The following is a 20,183-nucleotide window of genomic DNA, read 5'->3' as shown; positions in this document are numbered from 1 at the left end:
CGTGGCGCAAAGCCACGGCCACCAGGGCTATCAGCGTTTGGTGTTGGAGCGGATGTTCCAGCCGAACTTGATCGGGCCGCCGTCTTTGGTGCCGTCGGCTTTCTGTGGCTGGTAGTCGACCATCACCTGAGCGAAGTTCAGGGTGACGTTTTCGGTCAGACGATCATCGCTGCCCGAACCGCCAGTGCTCAGCGACGTGACCAGCACTTCTTCCAGGTTGATCACCATGTATTCAACCTGGCTTTCACCACCGGCCTTGCGCACGGTCAGTTTGACCTTGTCGATGTGCTTGCCGCTGGCGCAGTGCATCATCAGGTTCGGCGAGGCCTTGTCGACGTACTTGGTCAGCGACAGGTCCTGGATATTCACCTTGCCCGCGCCGCCGCCACCGCCCACGTGCATGTTGCCGGACTGGGCCATGCCCCAGCTCCAGTTCAATACGTCGATTTCGTCCTTGTGGGCCTTGTCCATGGACTCGCCCTTGATGTCGCCGATCTTGATGAAAATATCAACAGCCATGTTTTCTCCCTGTGTGGACTCAGCCACGATATTTGTTTAAGCCCAATGGGCAGTGCTTTTCTGTGGGAGCTGGCTTGCCTGCGATTGCATCCCCGCAGTCTGACTGGCAGACCGCGTTGCCTGCATCGCGGGCAAGCCCGGCTCCCACAGAAGAGCCGGTTCAAGCGTTATTCAGGCGCTTTTCGCCGAAGGCAGCTTCGATACCAGGCGCAGCGACACGGTCAGCCCTTCGAGCTGGTAGTGCGGGCGCAGGTAGAACTTGGAGTTGTAGTAACCCGGGTTGCCTTCGACTTCTTCCACGATCACTTCGGCTGCGGCCAACGGGTGCTGGGCCTTGGTGGTTTCGGTGGAGTGGGCCGGGTCGCCGTCGACGTAGTTGAGGATCCAGTCCTGCAACCAGCGTTGCATCTCGTCCTTCTCTTTGAAGGAACCGATCTTGTCGCGCACGATGCACTTCAAGTAGTGGGCGAAACGGCAGGTGGCGAACAGGTACGGCAAGCGCGCGGCCAGGTTGGCGTTGGCGGTGGCGTCCGGGTCATCGTACTCGGCCGGTTTTTGCAGCGACTGAGCGCCGATGAACGCGGCGAAGTCGGTGTTTTTCTTGTGCAGCAGCGGCATGAAGCCGTTCTTCGCCAGTTCCGCTTCACGGCGGTCGCTGATGGCGATTTCAGTCGGGCACTTCATGTCCACGCCACCGTCATCGGTCGGGAACGTATGGGCCGGCAGGTTTTCCACTTCGCCGCCGGACTCAATGCCACGGATGCGCGAGCACCAGCCGTAGTGCTTGAACGAACGGTTGATGTTCACCGCCATCGCGTACGCGGCGTTGGCCCAGGTGTACTTGGAGCTGTCGGCGCCGTCGGTGTTTTCTTCGAAGGCGAAGGCTTCCACCGGGTCGGTCTTGGCGCCATACGGCAGGCGCGCCAGGAAGCGCGGCATGGTCAGGCCGATGTAGCGCGAGTCTTCCGATTCACGCAGCGAGCGCCAGCCGGCGTATTCCGGGGTAGTGAAGATTTTGGTCAGGTCGCGCGGGTTCGACAGTTCCTGCCACGAGCCCATGCCCATCACGGTCGGCGAGGCCGCAGCGATGAAGGGGGAGTGCATGGCGGCGCAGACTTTCGACAGCTCGCCCAGCAGTTCCACGTCGGGAGGCGACTGGTCGAAGTAGTAGTCGCCTACCAGGCAGCCGTACGGTTCGCCGCCGAACTGGCCGTATTCTTCTTCGTACATCTTCTTGAAGATCGGGCTCTGGTCCCACGCCGTGCCCTTGAATTTCTTCAGGGTCTTGTGCAGTTCCGGCTTGGAGATGTTGAGCACGCGAATCTTCAGCTGCTCATCGCTCTCGGTGTTGTTGACCAGGTAATGCAAGCCACGCCAGGCGCTTTCCAGCTGCTGGAAATCCTGATGGTGGATGATCTGGTTGACCTGAGCGGTCAGCTTGGCGTCGATGGCGGCGATGATCGATTCGATCGACTTGATCGCGTCATTCGAGACCAGGTCGGTTTGCGCCAGGGCTTGTTCGGCCAGGGTGCGCACGGCGGTCTCGACGGCTTCGCGGGCACGCTCGGTCTTGGGTTTGAACTCTTGCAGCAGCAGGTTGGCAAACTCGCTGGCTTCTTCGGTAGCGCCCAGGATCTGGGAGCCTTCGCGGGCGGTAGTGTCGGTCATGATTACTGGTTCCCTGCCGGCTTCGGCGCGCTCGCAAGGGCCTGCAGCAATGCCGGGTCCTTGATCGCTTTCATGATGATTTCTTCAGCGCCGGTCTTGCCGTCCATGTAGGTCAGCAGGTTGGCCAGTTGGGTGCGGGCTTCGAGCAGCTGGTTCAGCGAGTCGACCTTGCGGGCCACGGCGGCCGGGCTGAAGTCGTCCATGCTTTCGAAGGTGATGTCCAGGCTCAGGTTGCCTTCGCCGGTCAGTTCATTCGGCACGTGGAACGCGACGCGTGGCTGCATGGCCTTGAGGCGCGAGTCGAAATTGTCGACGTCCACTTCAAGAAACTTGCGGTCGGCCACGGCTGCGAGCGGCTCGGCAGGCTTGCCGGCGAGGTCGGCCATCACGCCCATCACGAAGGGCAGCTGGACCTTTTTTTCGGCGCCGTAAAGCTCGACGTCGTACTCGATCTGCACTCGAGGCGCGCGGTTGCGCGCAATGAATTTCTGAGAACTTTGCTTCGCCACGATGCTGCTCCTGGTCGCTTGAGCGACGGTGTTGTTACTGCACAGTCCGGCGGCTTACTCGCTGTCCGGGCCGCGCAGGTTTTCAAATTGGGACATGCCGTCGGGAATCAGATTGCGCACGATGGCCGCAAAGTCGGCGTGCACCAGATGCTTCGCCCGGTTCAACAGCACCGGCAGCGGGCTCGAAGGCTCGTGCCGGGTGTAGTACGCGAGAATCTTGTCGAGGCTGCGCAGCACGTCGTCACGGTTGGCGATGTCGCCAGCGGGGCGCGGTGCGGCGGGCGCAGCGGCGTAATCGGCCGAGGGGGCACTGTCGTCACTGACGGCCTCGGGTTCGCCACTGCTGTCGGTGCCTGGCACCGCTTGATTGAGTATGTGCAGCGCCTGCTTGAGCGGTTGCTTGAGCAGGCTGAGGTCCACGCCCTGGGCGGAACCGACTTGTTCGTTGACTTGCTGCTCGATGGCTTCGCACGCGGCACGCGCCGCGCTCAAGGCGTCGCGGGTGGCTTGCAGTTGCTCGGGGTCGCTGTCGAGGAGCGCGGCGTTGAGCTGCTGGGCGCCGAGTTGTTCGTCGGCGAAAATCTGCAGGCCGCTGGCGTTGAGCGCCGCGCGCAGGCTCACGGGCCCGAAGGTGCGCGAGCGCGTGAGGATGCTTTCGCGCAGCAAACGAATGGTGGTATCGCTTGTGAGGCCGGACAGTGCATTGACGCGCACGGTGGGGTCGTTGTCGTCGTCGGCATCCAGGCGTGGGTGCAGGTCTGCCCAGTATTCGCGCAGCAACGCGTTGATCAGAGTGAGGACTTCAGCCAGCCCGGCCGGACCCTGGAGGGCGAGGGCGCTTTGCAGCAGGAAATGGGTGATACGCAGGTCTTTGCTGCGTTGCAGCAAGTCGAGGCTTTGCTGCTGAATGCTGCGCCATTCCGGCGGTTCGGCAGGCAGGATCGAGTCGCCCATGCTGCGCTCGGGTTGGCCCTTGGCAGCACGCTCCAGGTGGAGAAAGTCCGCGTCATATTCCATGTCTTCGCCACACGGCGAGGTCGCGGAAACGGCGGTGAGCAGCAACGGCACATCCACTGAATTCGATCTCCTTATCAGCCCGATAGATGGCGGGCAATGCATGCACTGGTTGCGCGATGAACCAGGCATGTTTTCTTGGTCATGATGGAACGTTGAATTCAGGTTGATTTCAAAGCGCCATCATTGGTGTTCAAGAAGTTGTGCATTTTTGGTGTAGTAGTTGGGCCTTGTCAAGGTAAGCTATTCGCCCTCTGTGACAGATGTGCGGTGTTTAACAACCTGCACGACCGGTGAGTCTGATAGCACACCGCAATAGGATATTTGTCATGGAGCCCCGTTAAGATCAGCGATCATGCTTGCAAAAGCAGGTTGTGAGGGTCGCTTGCACGACCTGGTGGGGTTTCTCGGGAAACGTTGCTCCGGGGATCGACTGCGCGCGAAGTATCAGCAAGGAGGCAAGATGTCGCTGTGTTTGACTATCACTAGTTATCACAAGATTACCCCTGGGCAGTGCCCCGAAAAGTCCTTGAATCAGGGCTCGATGGCGATCGGCCGCAGTTCGGATAATGACTGGGTATTGCCTGACCCCGAGCGCCTGGTCTCCTCGCAACACTGTGTTATTCAATACAAAGATGGCCGTTATTATTTAACCGACACCAGCACCAACGGTGTGGAGTTGGTTAACGCCGGTATCCGGTTGCGGCGGGGTAACAGCGAGCCGTTGCAGGATGGCGAGCTGATCCGCATCGGTGATTACGAAATCCAGGCGCGCATCGACTCCAGTGTGCAAGCCATGGGCAGCCAACCGTTTGCCGGTGAGTCGCCGAACAGCTTTGAAGCGCTGATGGGCGCCGTGGTGAATTCGCCCGCGCCTGTGCCGGTGATCGCGCCGCAGTTCCAGGGCGCCTCGTCAATGGATACCCTGCCGGACCTGTTCGATTTCCTCAGCCCGACCGCCGTGCCACCGCCGACCGTGCCGGACCACGTGCCGTCCGAGCAACACGACTTCCGCCCGCCGACGCCCGTCGCGGTGCCTGTTGTCGAACAACCGGTGGTCAGCGGCTCGGTGATTCCTGATGATTGGGACCTGTTTGCCGACACGCCGCCAGCGGCCGTTGCGCCCCCGGCCGCACCGGTCATCCTTGCGCCACCGGTGGTCGAGCCTGCGCTCCCCGTGGCGGACGCCAGCCAACAACCCGATCTGCTGCAAGCGTTTCTGCGTGGCGCGGGCCTCGACCAACTGCGTCTGGACAAGGCTCAGGCTCAAGCCCAGATGGAAAGCATCGGCCGCAGCTACCGGCTGATGGTAGAAGGCCTGATCGACGTGTTGCGTGCCCGCGCCAGCCTCAAAGGCGAGTTCCGCATGCAGCAAACCATGATCCGCCCCGCCGAAAATAACCCGTTGAAATTCGCCCCGAATGCCGACGAAGCCTTGTTGCTGCTGCTTCGCCACGGCAACGCAGCGTTTATGGCGCCGGACATCGCCGTGCGCGATAGTTTCGACGACCTGCGCGCCCACCAACTGGCCGTGATGGCCGGCGTCGAAGCGGCGATCAAACACCTGCTGGCGCGCTTCGAGCCGGGCCAGTTGGAAGAGCGCATGGGCAAGCCCGGCGGGCTGTCGAGCCTTTTCAGTGGTTCGCGCCAGGCCCAGTACTGGCAGCAATTCACCGAGCTTTACAGCAACATTTCCCGCGAGGCCCAGGAAGATTTCCAGGACCTGTTCGGCCGCGAATTCAGCCGGGCCTACGAAGAACACAGCGCACGACAGCGACGCTAAAAGGCGCCGCAACCATGGATAAAACGGATAGCTAAGTACGTCATTGAGGACGCAGGATGATTCCCAGGTTTTTACTTGCAGTTGCCACCGCGTTGCTGTTGACGGCGTGTGCCAAGGAGGCTGCCAAACCCGAGGCGGCCGCCGAGGCAGAAGCGGACACCGCCGCCGTCGAGTTGCACTTCCACGCCATTGCCGGGCTTAACCCCGGCGCCAGCGGCCAGGCCGCCCCGGTGCGGGTGCGCATTTTCGAACTGAAAAACGCCGCCATCTTCGGCCGTTCCGACTACTTCGCGCTGGCTGATCGCGCGCAATCCACCCTTGGCCTGGACCTGCTCGATCAGGACGAAGTGATGGTGCAACCCGGCCAGCAACTGAGCATCAAGCGCGACCTCGACCCTTCCACACGCCAGATCGGCCTGCTGGTGGGTTACCGCGAGCTCGACCGCGCGCAATGGCGCGCGGTGATCGACGTACCGGCACGCCAATACACCGAATACCAGATCAGCCTCGATGTGCGCGCCGTGCGCGCAGCCGTCGTGGTTCCCCCTTCCAGCCCTGCCCAATAACAAGAGATCGGAGCCCCCATGTCCTGGAACAATCGCGTGGTCTGGTCGGAAGGCATGTTCATCGGAACGCAGCACTTCCAGCAGCATGACCGTTACCTGGAAAACCTGATCGACGCGCGCAGCCGCCCGCTGTCCGCCGGTGCCTGGGGCTTCTCCGAGTTGCTGATCGATCAGGGTCTGCTGGCCCAGGGCAAGTTGGCAATCGTGTCGGCGCGCGGCCTGTTGCCCGACGGCACGCCGTTCAATATCCCTCAGGACGACCTGGCGCCGAGCCCGTTGAACATTGACGATAACCTGCGCGATGGGCTGGTTTACCTGGCCCTGCCGCTCAAGCGCGCAGGCGCGCGGGACACCGTCGATGAAGGCGAAGCGCTGGAAGCGGCGCGGTACGTAAGCCAGGTGCGCGAAGTGCGCGACGACAACGCGCCGTTCGAAAACCGCGCGCCAGTGGCCGTCGGTTCCCGCGCCCTGCGCTTGCTCACCGCACAGGATGGCATCAGCGATTACGCCGCCGTGGGCCTGGTGCGCATCAAGGAAAAACGCGCCGACCGCGCGCTGGTGCTCGACGACACCTACATTCCGCCGGTGCTGGACATGGCCGCAAGCAAACCGCTGACGGCGTTTCGCAGCGAACTGCTGGGCCTGCTGCACCAACGCGGCGAAGCCCTGGCGGGCCGCGTGGTTGCCTCCGGTGCCGGTGGCGCGTCGGAAATTGCCGACTTCATGCTGCTGCAACTGGTCAACCGCGCCCAGCCATTGATCCAGCACTTGAGCCAATTGAGCCCGCTGCACCCGGAACGGTTTTTCAGCGAGCTGGTGAGCCTGGCCGGCGAATTTTCCACCTTCTCCACCGCAGGCCGCCGCCCTCAGGAATACCCGCAGTACCAGCACGACGACCTGGTGCTGAGTTTTACCCCGGTGATGCAGGCCCTGCGTGAAGCCCTGTCGATGCTGATCGACAGCAAGGCCACGCCGATCCCGATTGTGGAAAAAGCCTACGGCATCCACGTGGCGATGCTGGCCGACAAAACCCTCATCGACACCGCCAGTTTCATCTTGGTGGTGCGCGCCGATGTGCCCGGAGAAACCCTGCGCGCGCGCTTCGGCCAGCAGAGCAAAGTGGGCTCGGTGGAACACATCCGCGACCTGGTCAACCTGCAATTGCCGGGCATCAGCCTGCTGCCCTTGCCGGTGGCGCCACGCCAGATTCCTTACCACGCAGGCAGCACGTATTACGAGCTGGACCGTGGCAGCGAGCACTGGCAACAGCTGATTCATTCGGGTGGTTTCGCCTTCCATATCGCCGGGCAGTTCCCGGGCTTGAACCTGGCCTTCTGGGCGATCCGAGGATAATCCGCGATGCATCCCAATGATGATGACCGCACCCAGTTCATGCCGCGCCCGGGCGGCCGCTCGCCGGAACCTGCCCGCGCGGAACCGGCGGCGCTGTCCATGCCCGCCGCACCGATGCTCACCGGAAAAAGCCACGGCCTGAACCCGCTGGAAAGTGCCGCCGGCCCCTTGCTGGCCTTGTTGACGCGCCTGCGCAGCACCATCGCGCACCCGGCACCGGCCAGTTTGCGTGCGCAATTGCTGGCTTACCTGCGCCAGTTCGAAGAGCGCGCCGAAGCCGCCGGTGTGGCGCGCAATGAAGTGCTGCTGGCGCGTTACGCGCTGTGCACCGCGCTCGATGAAGCCGTGCTGAGTACGCCGTGGGGCAGCACCAGTGACTGGGGCAAACAAAGTTTGCTGATCACCGTGCACAACGAAGCCTGGGGCGGCGAAAAAGTCTTCCAGTTGCTCGACCATTGCCTGCAAAGCCCGCGCGAACGCCTGTACCTGCTCGAGCTGTTGTACCTGTGCATGTGCCTGGGTTTCGAAGGCCGTTACCGCGTGATGAACGACGGTCGCAGCCAGTTGGAAGCATTGCGCGAACGCACCGCCGCCGCCATTCGCAGCGCGCGTGGCGAGCATGAGCGCGAGCTGTCGCCGCACTGGCGCGGCGTGACCGTGGCGCGCGACCGCCTGGCGCAATTCATGCCGCCGTGGATCGCTGTGGCCATCGGGTTGGCGCTGCTGTTGGCGTTGCTGTTCGGGTTACGCTTGAAGCTCGCCTCGGACGCCGAGCCGGTGTTCAAGAATATCCATGCCCTGGGCGAGATCCCGGTGCAGGCCATTGACCGGCCGGTTGTGCAGCCCAAAGTGGTTGAACGCCCACGCCTGGCGGGCTTTTTGGTGGAAGACATCAAGGCCGGCCGCGTCGCCGTCGAAGACAAAGTTGATCGCTCGGTCGTGACCATTCGTGGCGATGAACTGTTCGCGTCCGCCAGCTCCAGCATCGTCGATGACTACCAGCCGCTGATGCTGCGCATCGCCGATGCCATCCGCAAGGTCAAGGGCCAGGTGCGCGTCACCGGGCACAGCGACAACCGCCCGATTGCCACGCTGCGCTTCCCGTCCAACTGGGCGTTGTCTGAAGCGCGGGCCAAGTCGGTGCTGGATATTCTAGCGGCCAAGACCGGCCAGGCGGATCGCTTCAGCGCCGAAGGCAGAAGCGACACCGAGCCGGTGGCTACCAACGCCACTGCCGAAGGCCGTGCCCGCAATCGTCGGGTTGAAATCACCGTATTGGCGGAGGGCGTCGAGTGAAGGCGTTTTTCAGTTTCATGATTCGCTGGGTGATCCCGTTGCTGGGCCTGATCGCCCTGAGCCTGATCATCTGGTTTGTCGGGCCGTTGCTCGACGTGCTGATGCCGGAAGGGCGCCGCTGGGCGCTGATCATTCTGGTATTTGCCGTGTGGATCGCCTACCGCGTGTTCCGCATTATCCAGGCCCGTCGACAGGCTGCTGAAGTGATGCGCAGCCTGGCGGCGGAAACCCCGGCTGACCCCAACTCTGTCGCGACTGCCGAAGAACTCAGCACCCTGCGCCAGCGCATGGACGAGGCCCTGACGCTGCTCAAGAAAGCCAAGCTGGGTGGCGATGAGCGGCGTAACCTCTATGAGCTGCCGTGGTACGTGATCATCGGCCCGCCGGGTTCGGGCAAGACCACGGCGCTGGTGAATTCCGGGCTGCATTTCCCGCTGGCTGCGCAGTTGGGCGCCGGTGCGGTGCGCGGCGTCGGTGGCACGCGCAACTGCGATTGGTGGTTTACCGATCAGGCGGTATTGCTCGACACCGCTGGGCGCTACACCACTCAGGACAGCAACTCCACGGTGGATAAAGCCGCGTGGCTGGGCTTCCTCGATCTGCTGAAAAAACAGCGCTCGCGCCGGCCTATCGACGGCGCGTTTATCGCCATCAGCCTGTCGGATTTGCTGCTCGGTACAGACGCTGAACGCGCGGCTCACGCTGCCGCCATCCGCCTGCGTATCCAGGAGTTGTACACCCAGCTGGGCGTGCGTTTCCCGATCTACCTGATGTTGACCAAGCTCGACCTGGTGCCGGGCTTCATGGAGTTCTTCGACAACCTGAGCAAGGAAGACCGCGCTCAGGTGTGGGGCATGACCTTTGCCCTCGACGACGGCAAGAACACCGACAGCCCGCTGGCTCACCTGCAAAGTGAATTCGCAGGCCTTGAACAGCGCCTCAACGAACGCCTGGTCGAACGCCTCCAGCAGGAGCGCGACCCGGCGCGGCGAGACCTGATCTACGGCTTCCCGCAGCAGTTCGGCGCGTTGAAAGACTGCCTGCAAAGCTTCCTTGAAGGCGTGTTCAAGCCCAATGCGTTTGAAGAGCGCGTGCTGCTGCGCGGCGTGTATTTCACCAGCGGCACTCAGGAAGGCAGCCCGATTGATCGCTTGATCGGCGCCATGGCTCAAAGCATGAACCTGGACCGCCAGCACCTGGCGCGCCAGAGCGGCACCGGGCGCAGTTACTTCATCGAAAAACTCTTCACTGCCGTGGCGTTTGCCGAGCGTGGATTGGTGGGTGTGAACCCCAAGGTCGAGCGTCGGCGCAAATGGATTGCGCGGGGTGTGCTTGCCGCCACCGTGGCCGTGGTGCTGGTGGTCAGCAGCCTGTGGTGGGTGAGTTATCGCGCCAACCAGGCGTATATCGCTCAGGTTGATCAGAAGGTCGCGCCACTCGGCCAGGCCGTGCAAACCCTCAGCCCGGCGCAGCGGGACGTGCTCGCCGTGCTGCCGCTGCTCAATGCGGTGAAGGGCCTGGCAGGCGACTCGCCGAGCTGGGCCGAAGGGCTGGGCCTGTATCAGGGCGACATGCTCGAAGCCGAATCGGGCAGCGTCTACCGCAAGCTGTTGATCGCCGTGTTCGCGCCGCGTCTGGTGACGCGCATCGAAGAACAGCTGCACGGTGGCGGCAATTCCGACTTCCTCTACGAAGGCCTCAAGGCCTACCTGATGCTGGCGGACGCCGAGCATTACGACCCGGACTTCATCAAGGCATGGATCGCGCTGGATTGGGACCGCAACCTGCCGCGCGACCTGCCGGCCGATCAGCGTCAGGCGTTAACCACCCATTTGCAGGCCTTGTTTGAACGCCATCCACCCAATGCGCGCCTCGACCCACGGCTGATCGACGACCTGCGTCGGCAACTGCAACAACTGCCGGTGGCCCAGCGCGTGTATGACCGGATCAAGCGTCAGAAACTGCCCGACGGCATTCCGGACTTTCGTATCAACGAAGCCGCCGGCCGTGACGCCGCGCTGGTGTTCAGCCGCAAAAGTGGCAAGCCGCTGGGCGAGCCGTTGAGTGGGTTTTTCACCGCCAAGGGCTATCGCCAGGCCTTCCTGCTGAGCAGTCTGAACCAGACCGGCACCCTCGCCGAAGAGCAATGGGTGCTCGGTCATGAACAGGCCGATCAGCAAAATGTGGTCAGCCTGGCCGGTGATGTACGGCGCCTGTATTTTCAGGACTACCAGCGCCAGTGGGATGCGTTGCTCGCCGACATCGACTTTGTGCCGATCACCAGCGTGGCCCAGGCCGCCGACGTGCTGCGGGTGATTTCCGGCCCGACCTCGCCGCTTAAAAAGCTGCTGGTGGCCGTGGCCAGGGAAACCGATCTGCAAGCCGAGGAACGCCAGTTGGCCGCCAAAGGCGTGCCGGTAGAAGGCGGCGTCGACAAGCTCAAGGAGCGCCTCGGCAGCCTGCTTGGGCAGGAGCAACAAACGGCGAGCACGCCCGACGCAGCGGACGACCCGGTGACCGCGCACTTTGCCGAACTCAACAGTATCGTCAGCAAAAACGAAGGCGAGCCGGCGGCCATCGACGGCCTGTTGGCAGATATGAATGCGCTGTACGTGCAGGTCAGCGCCATGGTCGGTGCCAGTGGCGACGCGTTGCTCGGCGAGGCGAAGAATCAGGCGGCGGCAGCTGCCACGCGGGTCAGCCTCAATGCCGAGCGCCAGCCGCCGTTAGTGCAGGGCATGGTCAAGTCGGTGGTCAATTCCACCACCAACAGCATGATGGGCGGGGTGCGTAATCAGCTGAACGCGGCCTGGGTCAGCGAAGTGGTGAATGTGTATCGCCAGTCCCTGGCCGGGCGTTACCCGATGTCGCCGAGCAGTGCACGCGATGCGACCCTGGACGACTTCGGCCAGTTCTTCGGCGTGGGCGGCGTGATGGATAACTACTTCCGCAAATACCTGCAGCCGTACGTGGACACGTCAACCCAGACCTGGCGCTGGCAGCCGGGCGCGGCGCAAAAACTTGGGATCGCGCCGGGCGTGCTGCAAACCTTCCAGCGCGCCGCGACGATTCGTGACGCGTTTTTCCGCGCCGGCGGCACCCAGCCGATTGTGCGTTTCGAACTCAAGCCAGTCTCGATGGACCCGACCATTACCCAGTTCCTGCTTGACCTTGATGGCCAGCAATTGAGCTACGACCACGGCCCCAGCCGCCCGGTCGCGATGCAATGGCCAAACCCCGGCAGCATTGGCGTGGTGCGTATTTCGATCATGCCGCCGTCGGCCAGCGGGCGCTCGGGCGTGACGTTGGAGGGGCCGTGGGCCTGGTTCCGCCTGCTGGAGCAGTCGGACCTGACCGCTGGCAATTCGCCAGACCGCTTCAACCTGCGCCTGCGGGTCGATGGCGCGAGTATCGCGTATGAGTTGCGCGCGAACAGCGCCTTCAACCCGTTCAAGAGCCGCGTGCTCAGCGGCTTCAGCCTGCCGGAGCGGCTATGACGACGCCCGGTTTTTACGGCAAGTTGGCCAGCCGTGGGGACTTTGTCAGCCGCGCCTTGCCCCAGAGTTTTATCGGCCCGTGGGACAGTTGGCTGGCGGCGGGTTTGCTCGCCAGCCAGAACCGCCTCGGCAGCGACTGGCTCAACGTGTACCTGGTCAGCCCGTTGTGGCGTTTTGTGTTGGCGCCGGGCGTGTGCGGGCCGGATGCGGTGGCGGGCGTGGTGATGCCGAGCATTGATCGGGTCGGGCGCTATTTTCCGCTGGCAGTGGTCGCGCTGCTTGATCACGACACCAACCCTGCCTCTCTCGTTGGCGGCCCCGACACTTGGTTCGAGCAGGCCGAAGAGCTGTTGCTCAGCACCCTGGACACCGGCGCCACCTTCGAAGGTTTCAGCGAGGGCGTCGACAACCTTGGCGCTCCAGCCCGTGAACTGCGTGCGGCGGACAGCCGTTTCGCCGGGCTGCAACGGGTAGCGGCCACCCTGCCTCATAGCCGAATGACCGCCCTCGCAGAATTTGCCTGCGAAGGCGCAAGCCTGTGGTGGGGCCGAGGTTCAGAACGTATTTCCCCCGGTTTATTGCGGTGCCAGGGCCTGCCTGCCGCCGGCGATTTTGCGCAGTTTTTGCTCGGACAAGAAGGTGTGGTGTAGATGGGCTCGACGTTCAAATCCGCAAGCAAAACCCATGTGGGCATGGTCCGCCAGGTCAACGAAGACGCGTGCCTGGACCTGTTGGAAAACCGCCTGTGGGTAGTGGCCGACGGTATGGGCGGGCATGCGGCGGGCGACTACGTCAGCAGCTTGATTATCGACAGCCTGCGCAATGTGCCGATGGGCCGTTCGCTGGATGAGTACTCGGCGGCGCTGCGCAATGACCTGATTCGTATCAACGCCACCGTGCGCGAAGAAACCGCCAACCGTGGCGTGACCATGATGGGCAGCACTGTGGTGGTGTTTGCCGCGCGCGGTTTGCGTGGCGTGTGTTTGTGGGCTGGCGACAGTCGCCTGTACCGCCTGCGTGACGGCGTGCTGGACAGCATCTCCCGCGACCACAGTTACGTGCAGGACCTGCAAGACAGTGGGTTGCTCAGCGAAGCCGACGCCCGTGTGCACCCGCGCGCCAATATCGTCACCCGCGCGGTGGGCGTGGAAGCCCAGTTGGAACTGGCGGTGGTCGACCTGTTGATCGCGCCCGGCGACAGCTACCTGCTGTGCAGCGATGGCCTGAACAAGACCGTTGAAGACCATGAAATTCGCGACGTCCTCGGTCATGACGCACCGGACGAAATCGTGCGCAGCCTGGTGCACCTGGGGCTTAACCGGGGCGCGCCAGACAACATCACCGCCATTGTCGTGAAGGTTTCGCCATGAACATCGTGATTCCGGGTTATGACATCGACGGCGAAATTGGCGAAGGCGCCATGGCCAACGTGTACCTGGCGACCCAGCGCTCACTGGAGCGCAAAGTCGCGCTGAAGGTGATGGCGGCGGCGCTGGCGGCCGACCCGAGTTTTTGCGAGCGCTTCCTGCGTGAGGGCAAGACCCTGGCGCGGTTGTCGCACCCGCACACAGTGACCATCCATGACATCGGCAATGTCGGTGAGCTGTATTACATGGCGATGGAATACCTGCCAAACGGCACGCTCAAAGAGCGGATCGCCGCCGGGCTGACGCCGGAACAGGGCCTTACGTATATTCGCCAGATTGCCTCGGCGTTGGGTTACGCCCACGCCCAGGGGTTGGTGCACCGCGACGTCAAACCCGCAAACATTCTGTTCCGCGCCGACGGTACGGCCGTGTTGTCGGACTTCGGTATCGCCAAGTCCCTGGACGATCGCACCCAGTTCACCCAGGCCGGTTTCGCCGTCGGCACACCGAGCTACATGAGCCCGGAACAGGCGCGGGGCCAGGAGATTGATGGCCGTGCCGACCTGTATGCGTTGGGCGTGGTGCTGTATGAAATTTTGGTCGGCAAGCTGCCTTACAACGGCACCGATGCGCTCTCCACGGCGCTGGCGCACCTGACCGAACCTTTGCCGGAATTGCCGGTGCACCACGGCCGTTATCAGGACATCTTGCGCAAGCTGCTGGCCAAGGATCCGGCCGAGCGTTTTCCGGATGCAGCGGCGCTGCTGCGGGCATTGGACCAGCTGCCGACGGAGTCACTGGAAGCCACGCTGGTGCGGCCGCTGCCGATTCCGCTGAATTTTGATCTGGCCGGCATTACGCCCGAGTCCATCGAGATACCCACCGACACGCCACAGCCCCAAGCGGTGCGCCAACCCGTGGTGACGCCGACGCAGCAGCGTGCCGTGTCCGAGCAACGGCGTGGGCCGGTGTTGGCGTTGGCCGCTGTGGCTATCGCGGTGGCGCTGGCCATTGGCGGCGCCAGTTATTGGTGGTTGAGCGCCAGCAATGCGCCGGCCAAACCGCCTGCCGCTGTGATCCCGAAAACGCCGCCCGCGGTGCCACCGCCTGCACTGAAACCGGTGGTGGCCGACGTGGACGGTGGCCAGCGACCGTTGTTGATGGCCGGCAAAAAAACCCTGTTCCAGCGCGTCCTCAGCAAGCCCGGCGCGAAACTCTCCCATGACGCCGGCGCCGCATCAGGCGAAGGGCTGCCGGCGTTTTCGGTGCTGTACGTTTACCAGCGCAAGGACGTCGATGGCAGCCCTTGGGTACGCGTCGGCACGGCCACGGATGGGCGCAGCGACGGTTGGCTGCCTGCCTCGCAAGTCAGCGACTGGAAGCAGAGCCTGGTGCTCAAATTCACCGAGCGCTCGGGAAGGGCACCGGTGATGTTCCTGCGCCAACCCGGCGAAGTAGAGAAACTGCTGGCGGACCCCGCCACCGCCAAAAACGTGCTGGCGGCGGCGCAGAAAAACGGCGACGACAATACCCAAGTGCTCGCGCTGGAGCCGACCGCCAGTGCAGTGCCACAGAACCAGTTCTACCTGTTGCCAATCTTCGACTCCAAAGAGAGCTTCGACGAAAACGGCCAGCCGGTGCAGTTGCTCAACGTGGCCTCCATCGACCCGGGCAGCGTGGCGGCCAAGCCTGCCACGCGGGCGGCCAACACCAACGCCGACGCTTTCCGCACGGCCGTGGTGCTGGTGGTAGACACAACCGTGTCGATGCAGCCCTACATCGATCAGGTCCGCGACGTGGTGCATGAGTTGCAAACCCGTATCGCCGAACGCGGCGAACTCGACAGTGTGAGCTTCGGCCTGGTGGGTTTTCGCAACAGCATCAAGAAAACTCCGGGCCTGGAATACGTCGCCAAAACCCTGATCACCCTTGATCAGGGCCGCGACCCGCAACGCTTTCTCGACATGGCGCGCCAGGTCAAGGCGTCCACCGTGTCCAGCCATTCGTTCAACGAAGACGCGTTTGCCGGGGTGATGCAGGCGGTGGATGGCATGGATTGGTCCGGCTACGGCGGGCGCATTATCCTGCTGGTCACCGACGCCGGTGCCCTGCGCAAGAACGACCCGTTTGCCACCACCCAGATGAACGAAGCCGAAGTGCGCCAGGCCGCACTGGGCAAGCAGATCAAGATTTACGCCCTGCACCTGCGCACCGAGGCCGGCAAGAAAACCCATGCCGGTGCCGAGAGCCAGTACCGCATCCTTACGGCCGACGCCAACCCGCAGATCGGCGACCTCTATACGCCGGTGCCGGGTGGCGATGTGCATAAGTTGGGTGAGCGTGTCGACGAGATCGGCAGCGTGTTTGCCAACCTCGTCCATCAGGTGCGCAGCAACACGCCGCAGCTGGCGCCGTTGCTGAGTGCGGCGCCGAGCCTGGCCGACAAGTCCGCTGCCGTGGGCTATGCGATGCACATGGACTTCCTCGGTCGCAAGGCCGCAAGCCAGGCGCCGCAGCTGGTCAGCGCCTGGACCGCCGACCGCGACCTCACCAACCCGGCGCTGCCAGCGTTTCAGGTGTGCGTGATGCTGACCAAACTGCAGCTCAATGACTTGCAGCAGTCGCTGAAACTCATCGTCGATGCGGCGCGCAAAACCCAGACCTCACCCAAGGATTTCTTCCAGGAAATCGCCAGCGCCTCGGCCTACATGAGCCGTGACCCGCAAGCCCTGCGCAAGGGCGGCAACCTGGCCAGTGGCGGCATTCTCGGTGAATACCTGGAAGGCCTGCCGTACCGCAGCAAGTCGCTGAACATGACCCAGGATTTGTGGTTGTCATTGAGCGTGGCCGAGCAGGAAGATTTTATCGACGAGCTGGATTCGAAAATCCGCCTCTACGAAACCTTCCACAACGACGTGGCCAACTGGGTCCGTTTCGGCGATGCCGAGCCGGGCGATGCGCTGTACCGCGTTCCGCTGTCGACGCTGCCGTAATGCTGAACTTGAGGGCGGTGCACAAGAGCCGGGGCGTCGGTAGCCAGCGCTATAGCCTGGTGATTCCGGCGTTGACGCTGGCTGCGGGTGAGCAGTTGGCGATTGTCGGGCCCAGTGGCTGTGGCAAAAGTACTTTGCTGGATGTGTTGGCGCTGGTGCTGGCGCCGGATCAGGTCGGCAGTTTCGAATTTCATCAGCAGGACATCGGCGGGCTGTGGCGCGCCGACCGGCAGTCCACTTTGGCCGCGTTGCGCAGCCAACACCTGGGCTATGTGCTGCAAACCGGCGGGCTGTTGGGCTTTCTCGATGTGCGCGGCAATATCGCGTTGTCTCGACAATTATTGGGGTTGAAGGACGACGGCAGCGTGGCGCGTCTGGCTGAACAGTTGGAGATCAGCGACCAGTTGGCCAAGAAGCCGTCTGCGTTGTCGGTGGGCCAGCGCCAACGCGTCAGTTGTGCTCGCGCCCTGGCCCATGCGCCGCAATTGGTGCTGGCCGATGAGCCGACCGCGTCCCTCGACCCGCTGAACGCCGAGCGCGTGATGCAGGCACTGCTCGCCCAGGCCCGCGAACACCGCGCGGCGTGTGTGATCGCCACCCATGACGAACCCCTGGCCCGTGCCAGCGGCTTGCAGGTGCGGCGCATCAGTTGCCGTCGCGACACCGATGGCGGCGTCACGGCCACCCTCGGGGAGGCGTGCTGATGCGCATCGGTTTGGTGGCGTCTCTGGCCTGGCAGGATTACCGCAACGACGCGTGGCTGTCAGCCTGCTCGGTGCTGGCGTTGGTCGCGGTCATCGCGCCGTTACTGGTGTTATTTGGCCTGAAATTTGGACTGGTTAGCAGTTTGACCGAACGCTTGGAGACCGACCCCGCCACCCGTGAAATTATTCCGTTGGGCGGTGGTCGATTCAGCCATGCACTGGTCGATCAGCTCGGCCAGCGCAGTGATGTGGCCTTTGCCATCCCGCGCACGCGGCAGATTGCGGCGACGGCGCAGGTCGGCACGCTGACGCTGGAAATGCTGCCGACCGCGCCGGGGGATCCGCTGCTCGCTGATTTGCCGATGCCCAAAGGGCTGGACCAGATCGTGCTCAGCCACACCGCCGCTGAAAAGCTTGCGGCGCGGCCCGGCGATTGGCTGGAAACAAGTTTTGCGCGTCAGGTAGCAGGCCGCGTCGAGGCCCAGCGCACGCGGTTGCGGGTACTCGCGGTGTTGCCGCTGGCAGCCTTCGCCCGGGACGGTTTGTTTGCTGATTTAACCTTGCTGGAGGCCGCGGAAGATTACCGCGATGGCCGTGCGGTGCCGGCGTTGGGTTGGGAAGGTGAAGCTGTCGGCGCGGGCGAGCAGCGGGTGTATCCGGCGTTCCGTCTGTACGCGCGCAACCTCACCGATGTGGAGCCGCTGCGGGTGTTTTTTGCCGGGCAGAACCTGCTGGTGTCGACCCAGGCGGCCACCATCGCACAGGTGCAGTCGTTGAGCCGCAACCTGTCGATCGTGTTCTGGATCATCGCCGGGCTGGCGTTGGCGGGGGCGTTTGCGGCGATCTTTGCCGGCGCCCTGGCGGCGGTGGCGCGCAAGCGTCGGGAGTTGTCGGTGCTGCGCCTGTTGGGGTTTTCCACCGGCGGTTTGTTGATGTTTGTGGTGGTGCAGGCGCTGTACAGCGCAGGCTTTGCCGCCGTGTTGAGTGCCGGGCTGTATGGCCTGGCCGAGGCCGCGTTGAATAAGCTGTTTGTGCAGGTGCCGGGCGAGTACGCCAGCCACCTGTTGGCACGTCATTACGGCCTGGCCCTGGCTGCTGTTTTCGGCGTCAGCGCCGTCGCGGCGGCGTGTGGTGGTTGGCGGGTGGCGCGTATCCAGGCTTCTGAAGGAATCAGAGATGTATAAGTTATTGGGCGCCGCCGTGGCGCTGAGCCTGGCCTCGATGGCTTGGGCGGATGAGGCGAGCGACAAACTCGACAACCCCAAACCGTTGCCCGACGACGTGAGCCTGCCGCTGCCGTGCGAGGGCAACATGGTGTTTCGCTACGCCTACGTGCTGGCCCAAGGCACGCTGGATGACCGCGAGATCAGCCTCGGCTACCCCTTTGCCGAAGGCGAGGCGGGCTATCAGCAGTCGTTTATTTCCGGTTACCGCCGCGACTTCATCAATGGCCAGTTCACCCTCAAGGACCTGCCCAAAGACTGGAACAAGGTCATTGCGCCGTTGATGCCTAAGACCGACGCCAAAACCCCGCTCAAGCCGATGCTGTACTTCATCGGCAAGTACGAAGTCACCGCGCGTCAATACGCTCAGGTGATGTCCCAGGCGCAGTCGTTGGCCAGCGGTGAACCGGCGCCCGAGTGTGAGGCGCCCACTGGCATGGCCGCGCGTTTGCCCAAGGTGAAACTGTCGCGCTTTGAAGCCGAGCGCTTCTCGGCGGTGTACAGCGCCTGGCTGATGAAATACCACCGTGAGTTGCTGCCGGTGAGTGGTCGCGGTTCTTCGGCCGAAGACGGCGGCCTGGGTTTTGTACGCCTGCCGACTGAAGTGGAATGGGAGTTTGCCGCGCGCGGTGGCCAGGCGGTGAGCCGTCAGGACCTCGAAGGGCGGCTGTTTCCTCGGCGTGTTGAAGGCAGTGAAAGCGACGGCCCGCTGGGGGATTACGCGGTGTTCAACCAGGTCGCTGGCGGCACCGGTCAAGCCGCGCGGCTGATGCCGATTGGCACCAAGTTGCCCAACCCCATTGGCATGTTTGACGTGATCGGTAACGCCGCAGAAATGGTTCAGGAATCGTTCCAGCTGGTCCACGCCGGTCGCCGCCAGGGCACTTACGGCGGCTTTGTGGTCAAGGGCGGTAACTACCTGGAAGGCGAGGGCACGCTGTTTACCGGCATGCGCCGTGAGTACCCGTTGTTCGCCGCTGACGGTACCGAACAAAGCAACGAAACCACCGGTTTTCGCGTGGCGATTGGCGCGCTGTCAGCGCCACGTTCGCGCTACAAGGAACTGTTTGAGCAGTGGCAGAAAGAAGGTCGTCTGGCCTCGCTGACCGATGCCATCGACGACGCTCAAGACCCGACCAAGCGCCTGGACAGCATCATCGCCAGCAGCGTCGACCCCAAGCTGCAAGCCGAGCTGGGGCTGGTCAATGAAGAGCTCAAGCGCAACGTTTCGCTGATCGCTCAGCAGCGTGAAGAGGCGGCGGGCAACTTGATTCAGTCCGCCGCACTGGTGGCCGAGACCATCAGCAACTACAACATCCGGCTGGCCAACCTGCAGAAGAGTCGCCAGCAGGCCAAAGACAACAAGGACGAGGCCAGCGCGCAGTTGTTCGACATGGCCATCACCAATGGTCGCAGTGCGCTTGACGGCGCAGTGGCGATTTATATCGACAACCTGGCGACCGGCACGCGCTACACCGATGCGGTGATCCAGGCGCAGTTTCAAAGGATCAAGGAAGAGTTGGATCGCAAGCCAGTGCTCGGCAAGAGCCTGGTGACGCGCGCGACACTGTTCGTTCGCCATGTCGGCAACTACCGCAAACAACAGCGGGCCGACCCGGCAACGATTTTGAAGGAATTGCTCGCAGCAAGCGGTCAGCGGTCTTGACCGATGGCTGTATAGCGAGCTTGGA

At 63.2% G+C, this 20,183-nt stretch carries 15 protein-coding genes; 11 read left to right on the top strand and 4 right to left on the bottom strand.

Translation table 11 applies throughout. The annotated features are described in order from the left end of the window. Positions 1–30 precede the first annotated feature (30 nt). From ACP7A2_RS03060 to tssA, 4 genes are all read right to left on the bottom strand, one after another. Positions 31–519 (bottom strand): Hcp family type VI secretion system effector, encoded by a 489-nt coding sequence (locus tag ACP7A2_RS03060; protein ID WP_048723567.1) that lies wholly within the window; start codon positions 517–519, stop codon positions 31–33. Positions 520–690: 171 nt separating this feature from the next. Continuing rightward, positions 691–2,187, bottom strand: a complete 1,497-nt coding sequence (gene tssC, locus ACP7A2_RS03055; RefSeq protein ID WP_426133024.1) for a type VI secretion system contractile sheath large subunit — start codon at positions 2,185–2,187, stop codon at positions 691–693. A gap of 2 nt (positions 2,188–2,189) precedes the next feature. Further along, entirely contained in the window at positions 2,190–2,696 is a 507-nt protein-coding gene (tssB, locus tag ACP7A2_RS03050) for a type VI secretion system contractile sheath small subunit (protein ID WP_078739797.1), read from the bottom strand. Between the two features lie 54 nt (positions 2,697–2,750). Beyond that, complete coding sequence (gene tssA / locus ACP7A2_RS03045) at positions 2,751–3,770, bottom strand: type VI secretion system protein TssA (RefSeq protein WP_426133023.1); 1,020 nt, start codon at positions 3,768–3,770, stop codon at positions 2,751–2,753. Between the two features lie 403 nt (positions 3,771–4,173). Between tssA and tagH the strand changes: the two genes are divergently transcribed. The 11 genes from tagH to ACP7A2_RS02990 are packed head-to-tail and all read left to right on the top strand — an operon-like array spanning position 4,174 to position 20,158. Next, positions 4,174–5,493, top strand: coding sequence for a type VI secretion system-associated FHA domain protein TagH (gene tagH, locus ACP7A2_RS03040; RefSeq protein WP_426133022.1), 1,320 nt, complete (start codon positions 4,174–4,176; stop codon positions 5,491–5,493). Positions 5,494–5,549: 56 nt separating this feature from the next. Continuing rightward, complete coding sequence (gene tssJ / locus ACP7A2_RS03035) at positions 5,550–6,059, top strand: type VI secretion system lipoprotein TssJ (protein ID WP_426133021.1); 510 nt, start codon at positions 5,550–5,552, stop codon at positions 6,057–6,059. A gap of 18 nt (positions 6,060–6,077) precedes the next feature. Then, a complete protein-coding gene (tssK, locus tag ACP7A2_RS03030) occupies positions 6,078–7,412 on the top strand; it encodes a type VI secretion system baseplate subunit TssK (RefSeq protein ID WP_426133020.1) in 1,335 nt (444 codons plus the stop codon). A gap of 6 nt (positions 7,413–7,418) precedes the next feature. Beyond that, positions 7,419–8,708, top strand: coding sequence for a DotU family type VI secretion system protein (locus ACP7A2_RS03025; protein ID WP_348055447.1), 1,290 nt, complete (start codon positions 7,419–7,421; stop codon positions 8,706–8,708). Next, on the top strand, positions 8,705–12,205 hold the full coding sequence (gene tssM, locus ACP7A2_RS03020; RefSeq protein ID WP_426133019.1) for a type VI secretion system membrane subunit TssM: 3,501 nt from the start codon (positions 8,705–8,707) through the stop codon (positions 12,203–12,205). Before ACP7A2_RS03025 ends, tssM begins: the two co-directional genes overlap by 4 nt. After that, complete coding sequence (gene tagF, locus ACP7A2_RS03015) at positions 12,202–12,855, top strand: type VI secretion system-associated protein TagF (RefSeq protein ID WP_426133018.1); 654 nt, start codon at positions 12,202–12,204, stop codon at positions 12,853–12,855. Before tssM ends, tagF begins: the two co-directional genes overlap by 4 nt. Further along, positions 12,856–13,575, top strand: a complete 720-nt coding sequence (locus ACP7A2_RS03010; RefSeq protein ID WP_426133017.1) for a PP2C family protein-serine/threonine phosphatase — start codon at positions 12,856–12,858, stop codon at positions 13,573–13,575. It abuts the gene before it with no gap. Beyond that, positions 13,572–16,565 carry a serine/threonine-protein kinase gene (locus tag ACP7A2_RS03005; RefSeq protein ID WP_426133016.1) on the top strand — a complete coding sequence of 998 codons (2,994 nt, stop codon included), beginning with the start codon at positions 13,572–13,574 and terminating at the stop codon, positions 16,563–16,565. Before ACP7A2_RS03010 ends, ACP7A2_RS03005 begins: the two co-directional genes overlap by 4 nt. Further along, positions 16,565–17,269: an ABC transporter ATP-binding protein gene (locus ACP7A2_RS03000; RefSeq protein WP_426133015.1), complete on the top strand. Its 705-nt coding sequence runs from the start codon at positions 16,565–16,567 to the stop codon at positions 17,267–17,269. The genes ACP7A2_RS03005 and ACP7A2_RS03000 overlap by 1 nt, the downstream gene beginning before the upstream one ends. Then, the gene (locus ACP7A2_RS02995; RefSeq protein WP_426133014.1) at positions 17,269–18,453 is read left to right on the top strand and encodes an ABC transporter permease; all 1,185 of its coding nucleotides are present in this window, start codon (positions 17,269–17,271) and stop codon (positions 18,451–18,453) included. Before ACP7A2_RS03000 ends, ACP7A2_RS02995 begins: the two co-directional genes overlap by 1 nt. After that, positions 18,446–20,158: a formylglycine-generating enzyme family protein gene (locus ACP7A2_RS02990; protein ID WP_348055461.1), complete on the top strand. Its 1,713-nt coding sequence runs from the start codon at positions 18,446–18,448 to the stop codon at positions 20,156–20,158. The genes ACP7A2_RS02995 and ACP7A2_RS02990 overlap by 8 nt, the downstream gene beginning before the upstream one ends. Positions 20,159–20,183: the final 25 nt, after the last annotated feature.

The organism is Pseudomonas sp. PWP3-1b2 (assembly GCF_049896045.1).
GTDB classification, from domain to species: domain Bacteria; phylum Pseudomonadota; class Gammaproteobacteria; order Pseudomonadales; family Pseudomonadaceae; genus Aquipseudomonas; species Aquipseudomonas antarctica_B.
The sequence above is the reverse complement of the archived record's forward strand: the minus strand, read 5'-3'. Positions and strand labels throughout refer to the sequence as shown.

Bases quoted from the DNA above. Each gene is read 5' to 3' on its own strand.
- tssC (WP_426133024.1), bottom strand. From the start codon at position 2,187: ATGACCGACACTACCGCCCGCGAAGGCTCCCAGATCCTGGGCGCTACC.
- ACP7A2_RS03005 (WP_426133016.1), top strand. From the start codon at position 13,572: ATGAACATCGTGATTCCGGGTTATGACATCGACGGCGAAATTGGCGAA.
- tagF (WP_426133018.1), top strand. From the start codon at position 12,202: ATGACGACGCCCGGTTTTTACGGCAAGTTGGCCAGCCGTGGGGACTTT.
- ACP7A2_RS03025 (WP_348055447.1), top strand. From the start codon at position 7,419: ATGCATCCCAATGATGATGACCGCACCCAGTTCATGCCGCGCCCGGGC.
- ACP7A2_RS03010 (WP_426133017.1), top strand. From the start codon at position 12,856: ATGGGCTCGACGTTCAAATCCGCAAGCAAAACCCATGTGGGCATGGTC.
- tssK (WP_426133020.1), top strand. From the start codon at position 6,078: ATGTCCTGGAACAATCGCGTGGTCTGGTCGGAAGGCATGTTCATCGGA.
- tssJ (WP_426133021.1), top strand. From the start codon at position 5,550: ATGATTCCCAGGTTTTTACTTGCAGTTGCCACCGCGTTGCTGTTGACG.
- ACP7A2_RS03060 (WP_048723567.1), bottom strand. From the start codon at position 519: ATGGCTGTTGATATTTTCATCAAGATCGGCGACATCAAGGGCGAGTCC.
- ACP7A2_RS03000 (WP_426133015.1), top strand. From the start codon at position 16,565: ATGCTGAACTTGAGGGCGGTGCACAAGAGCCGGGGCGTCGGTAGCCAG.
- tagH (WP_426133022.1), top strand. From the start codon at position 4,174: ATGTCGCTGTGTTTGACTATCACTAGTTATCACAAGATTACCCCTGGG.
- ACP7A2_RS02990 (WP_348055461.1), top strand. From the start codon at position 18,446: ATGTATAAGTTATTGGGCGCCGCCGTGGCGCTGAGCCTGGCCTCGATG.
- ACP7A2_RS02995 (WP_426133014.1), top strand. From the start codon at position 17,269: ATGCGCATCGGTTTGGTGGCGTCTCTGGCCTGGCAGGATTACCGCAAC.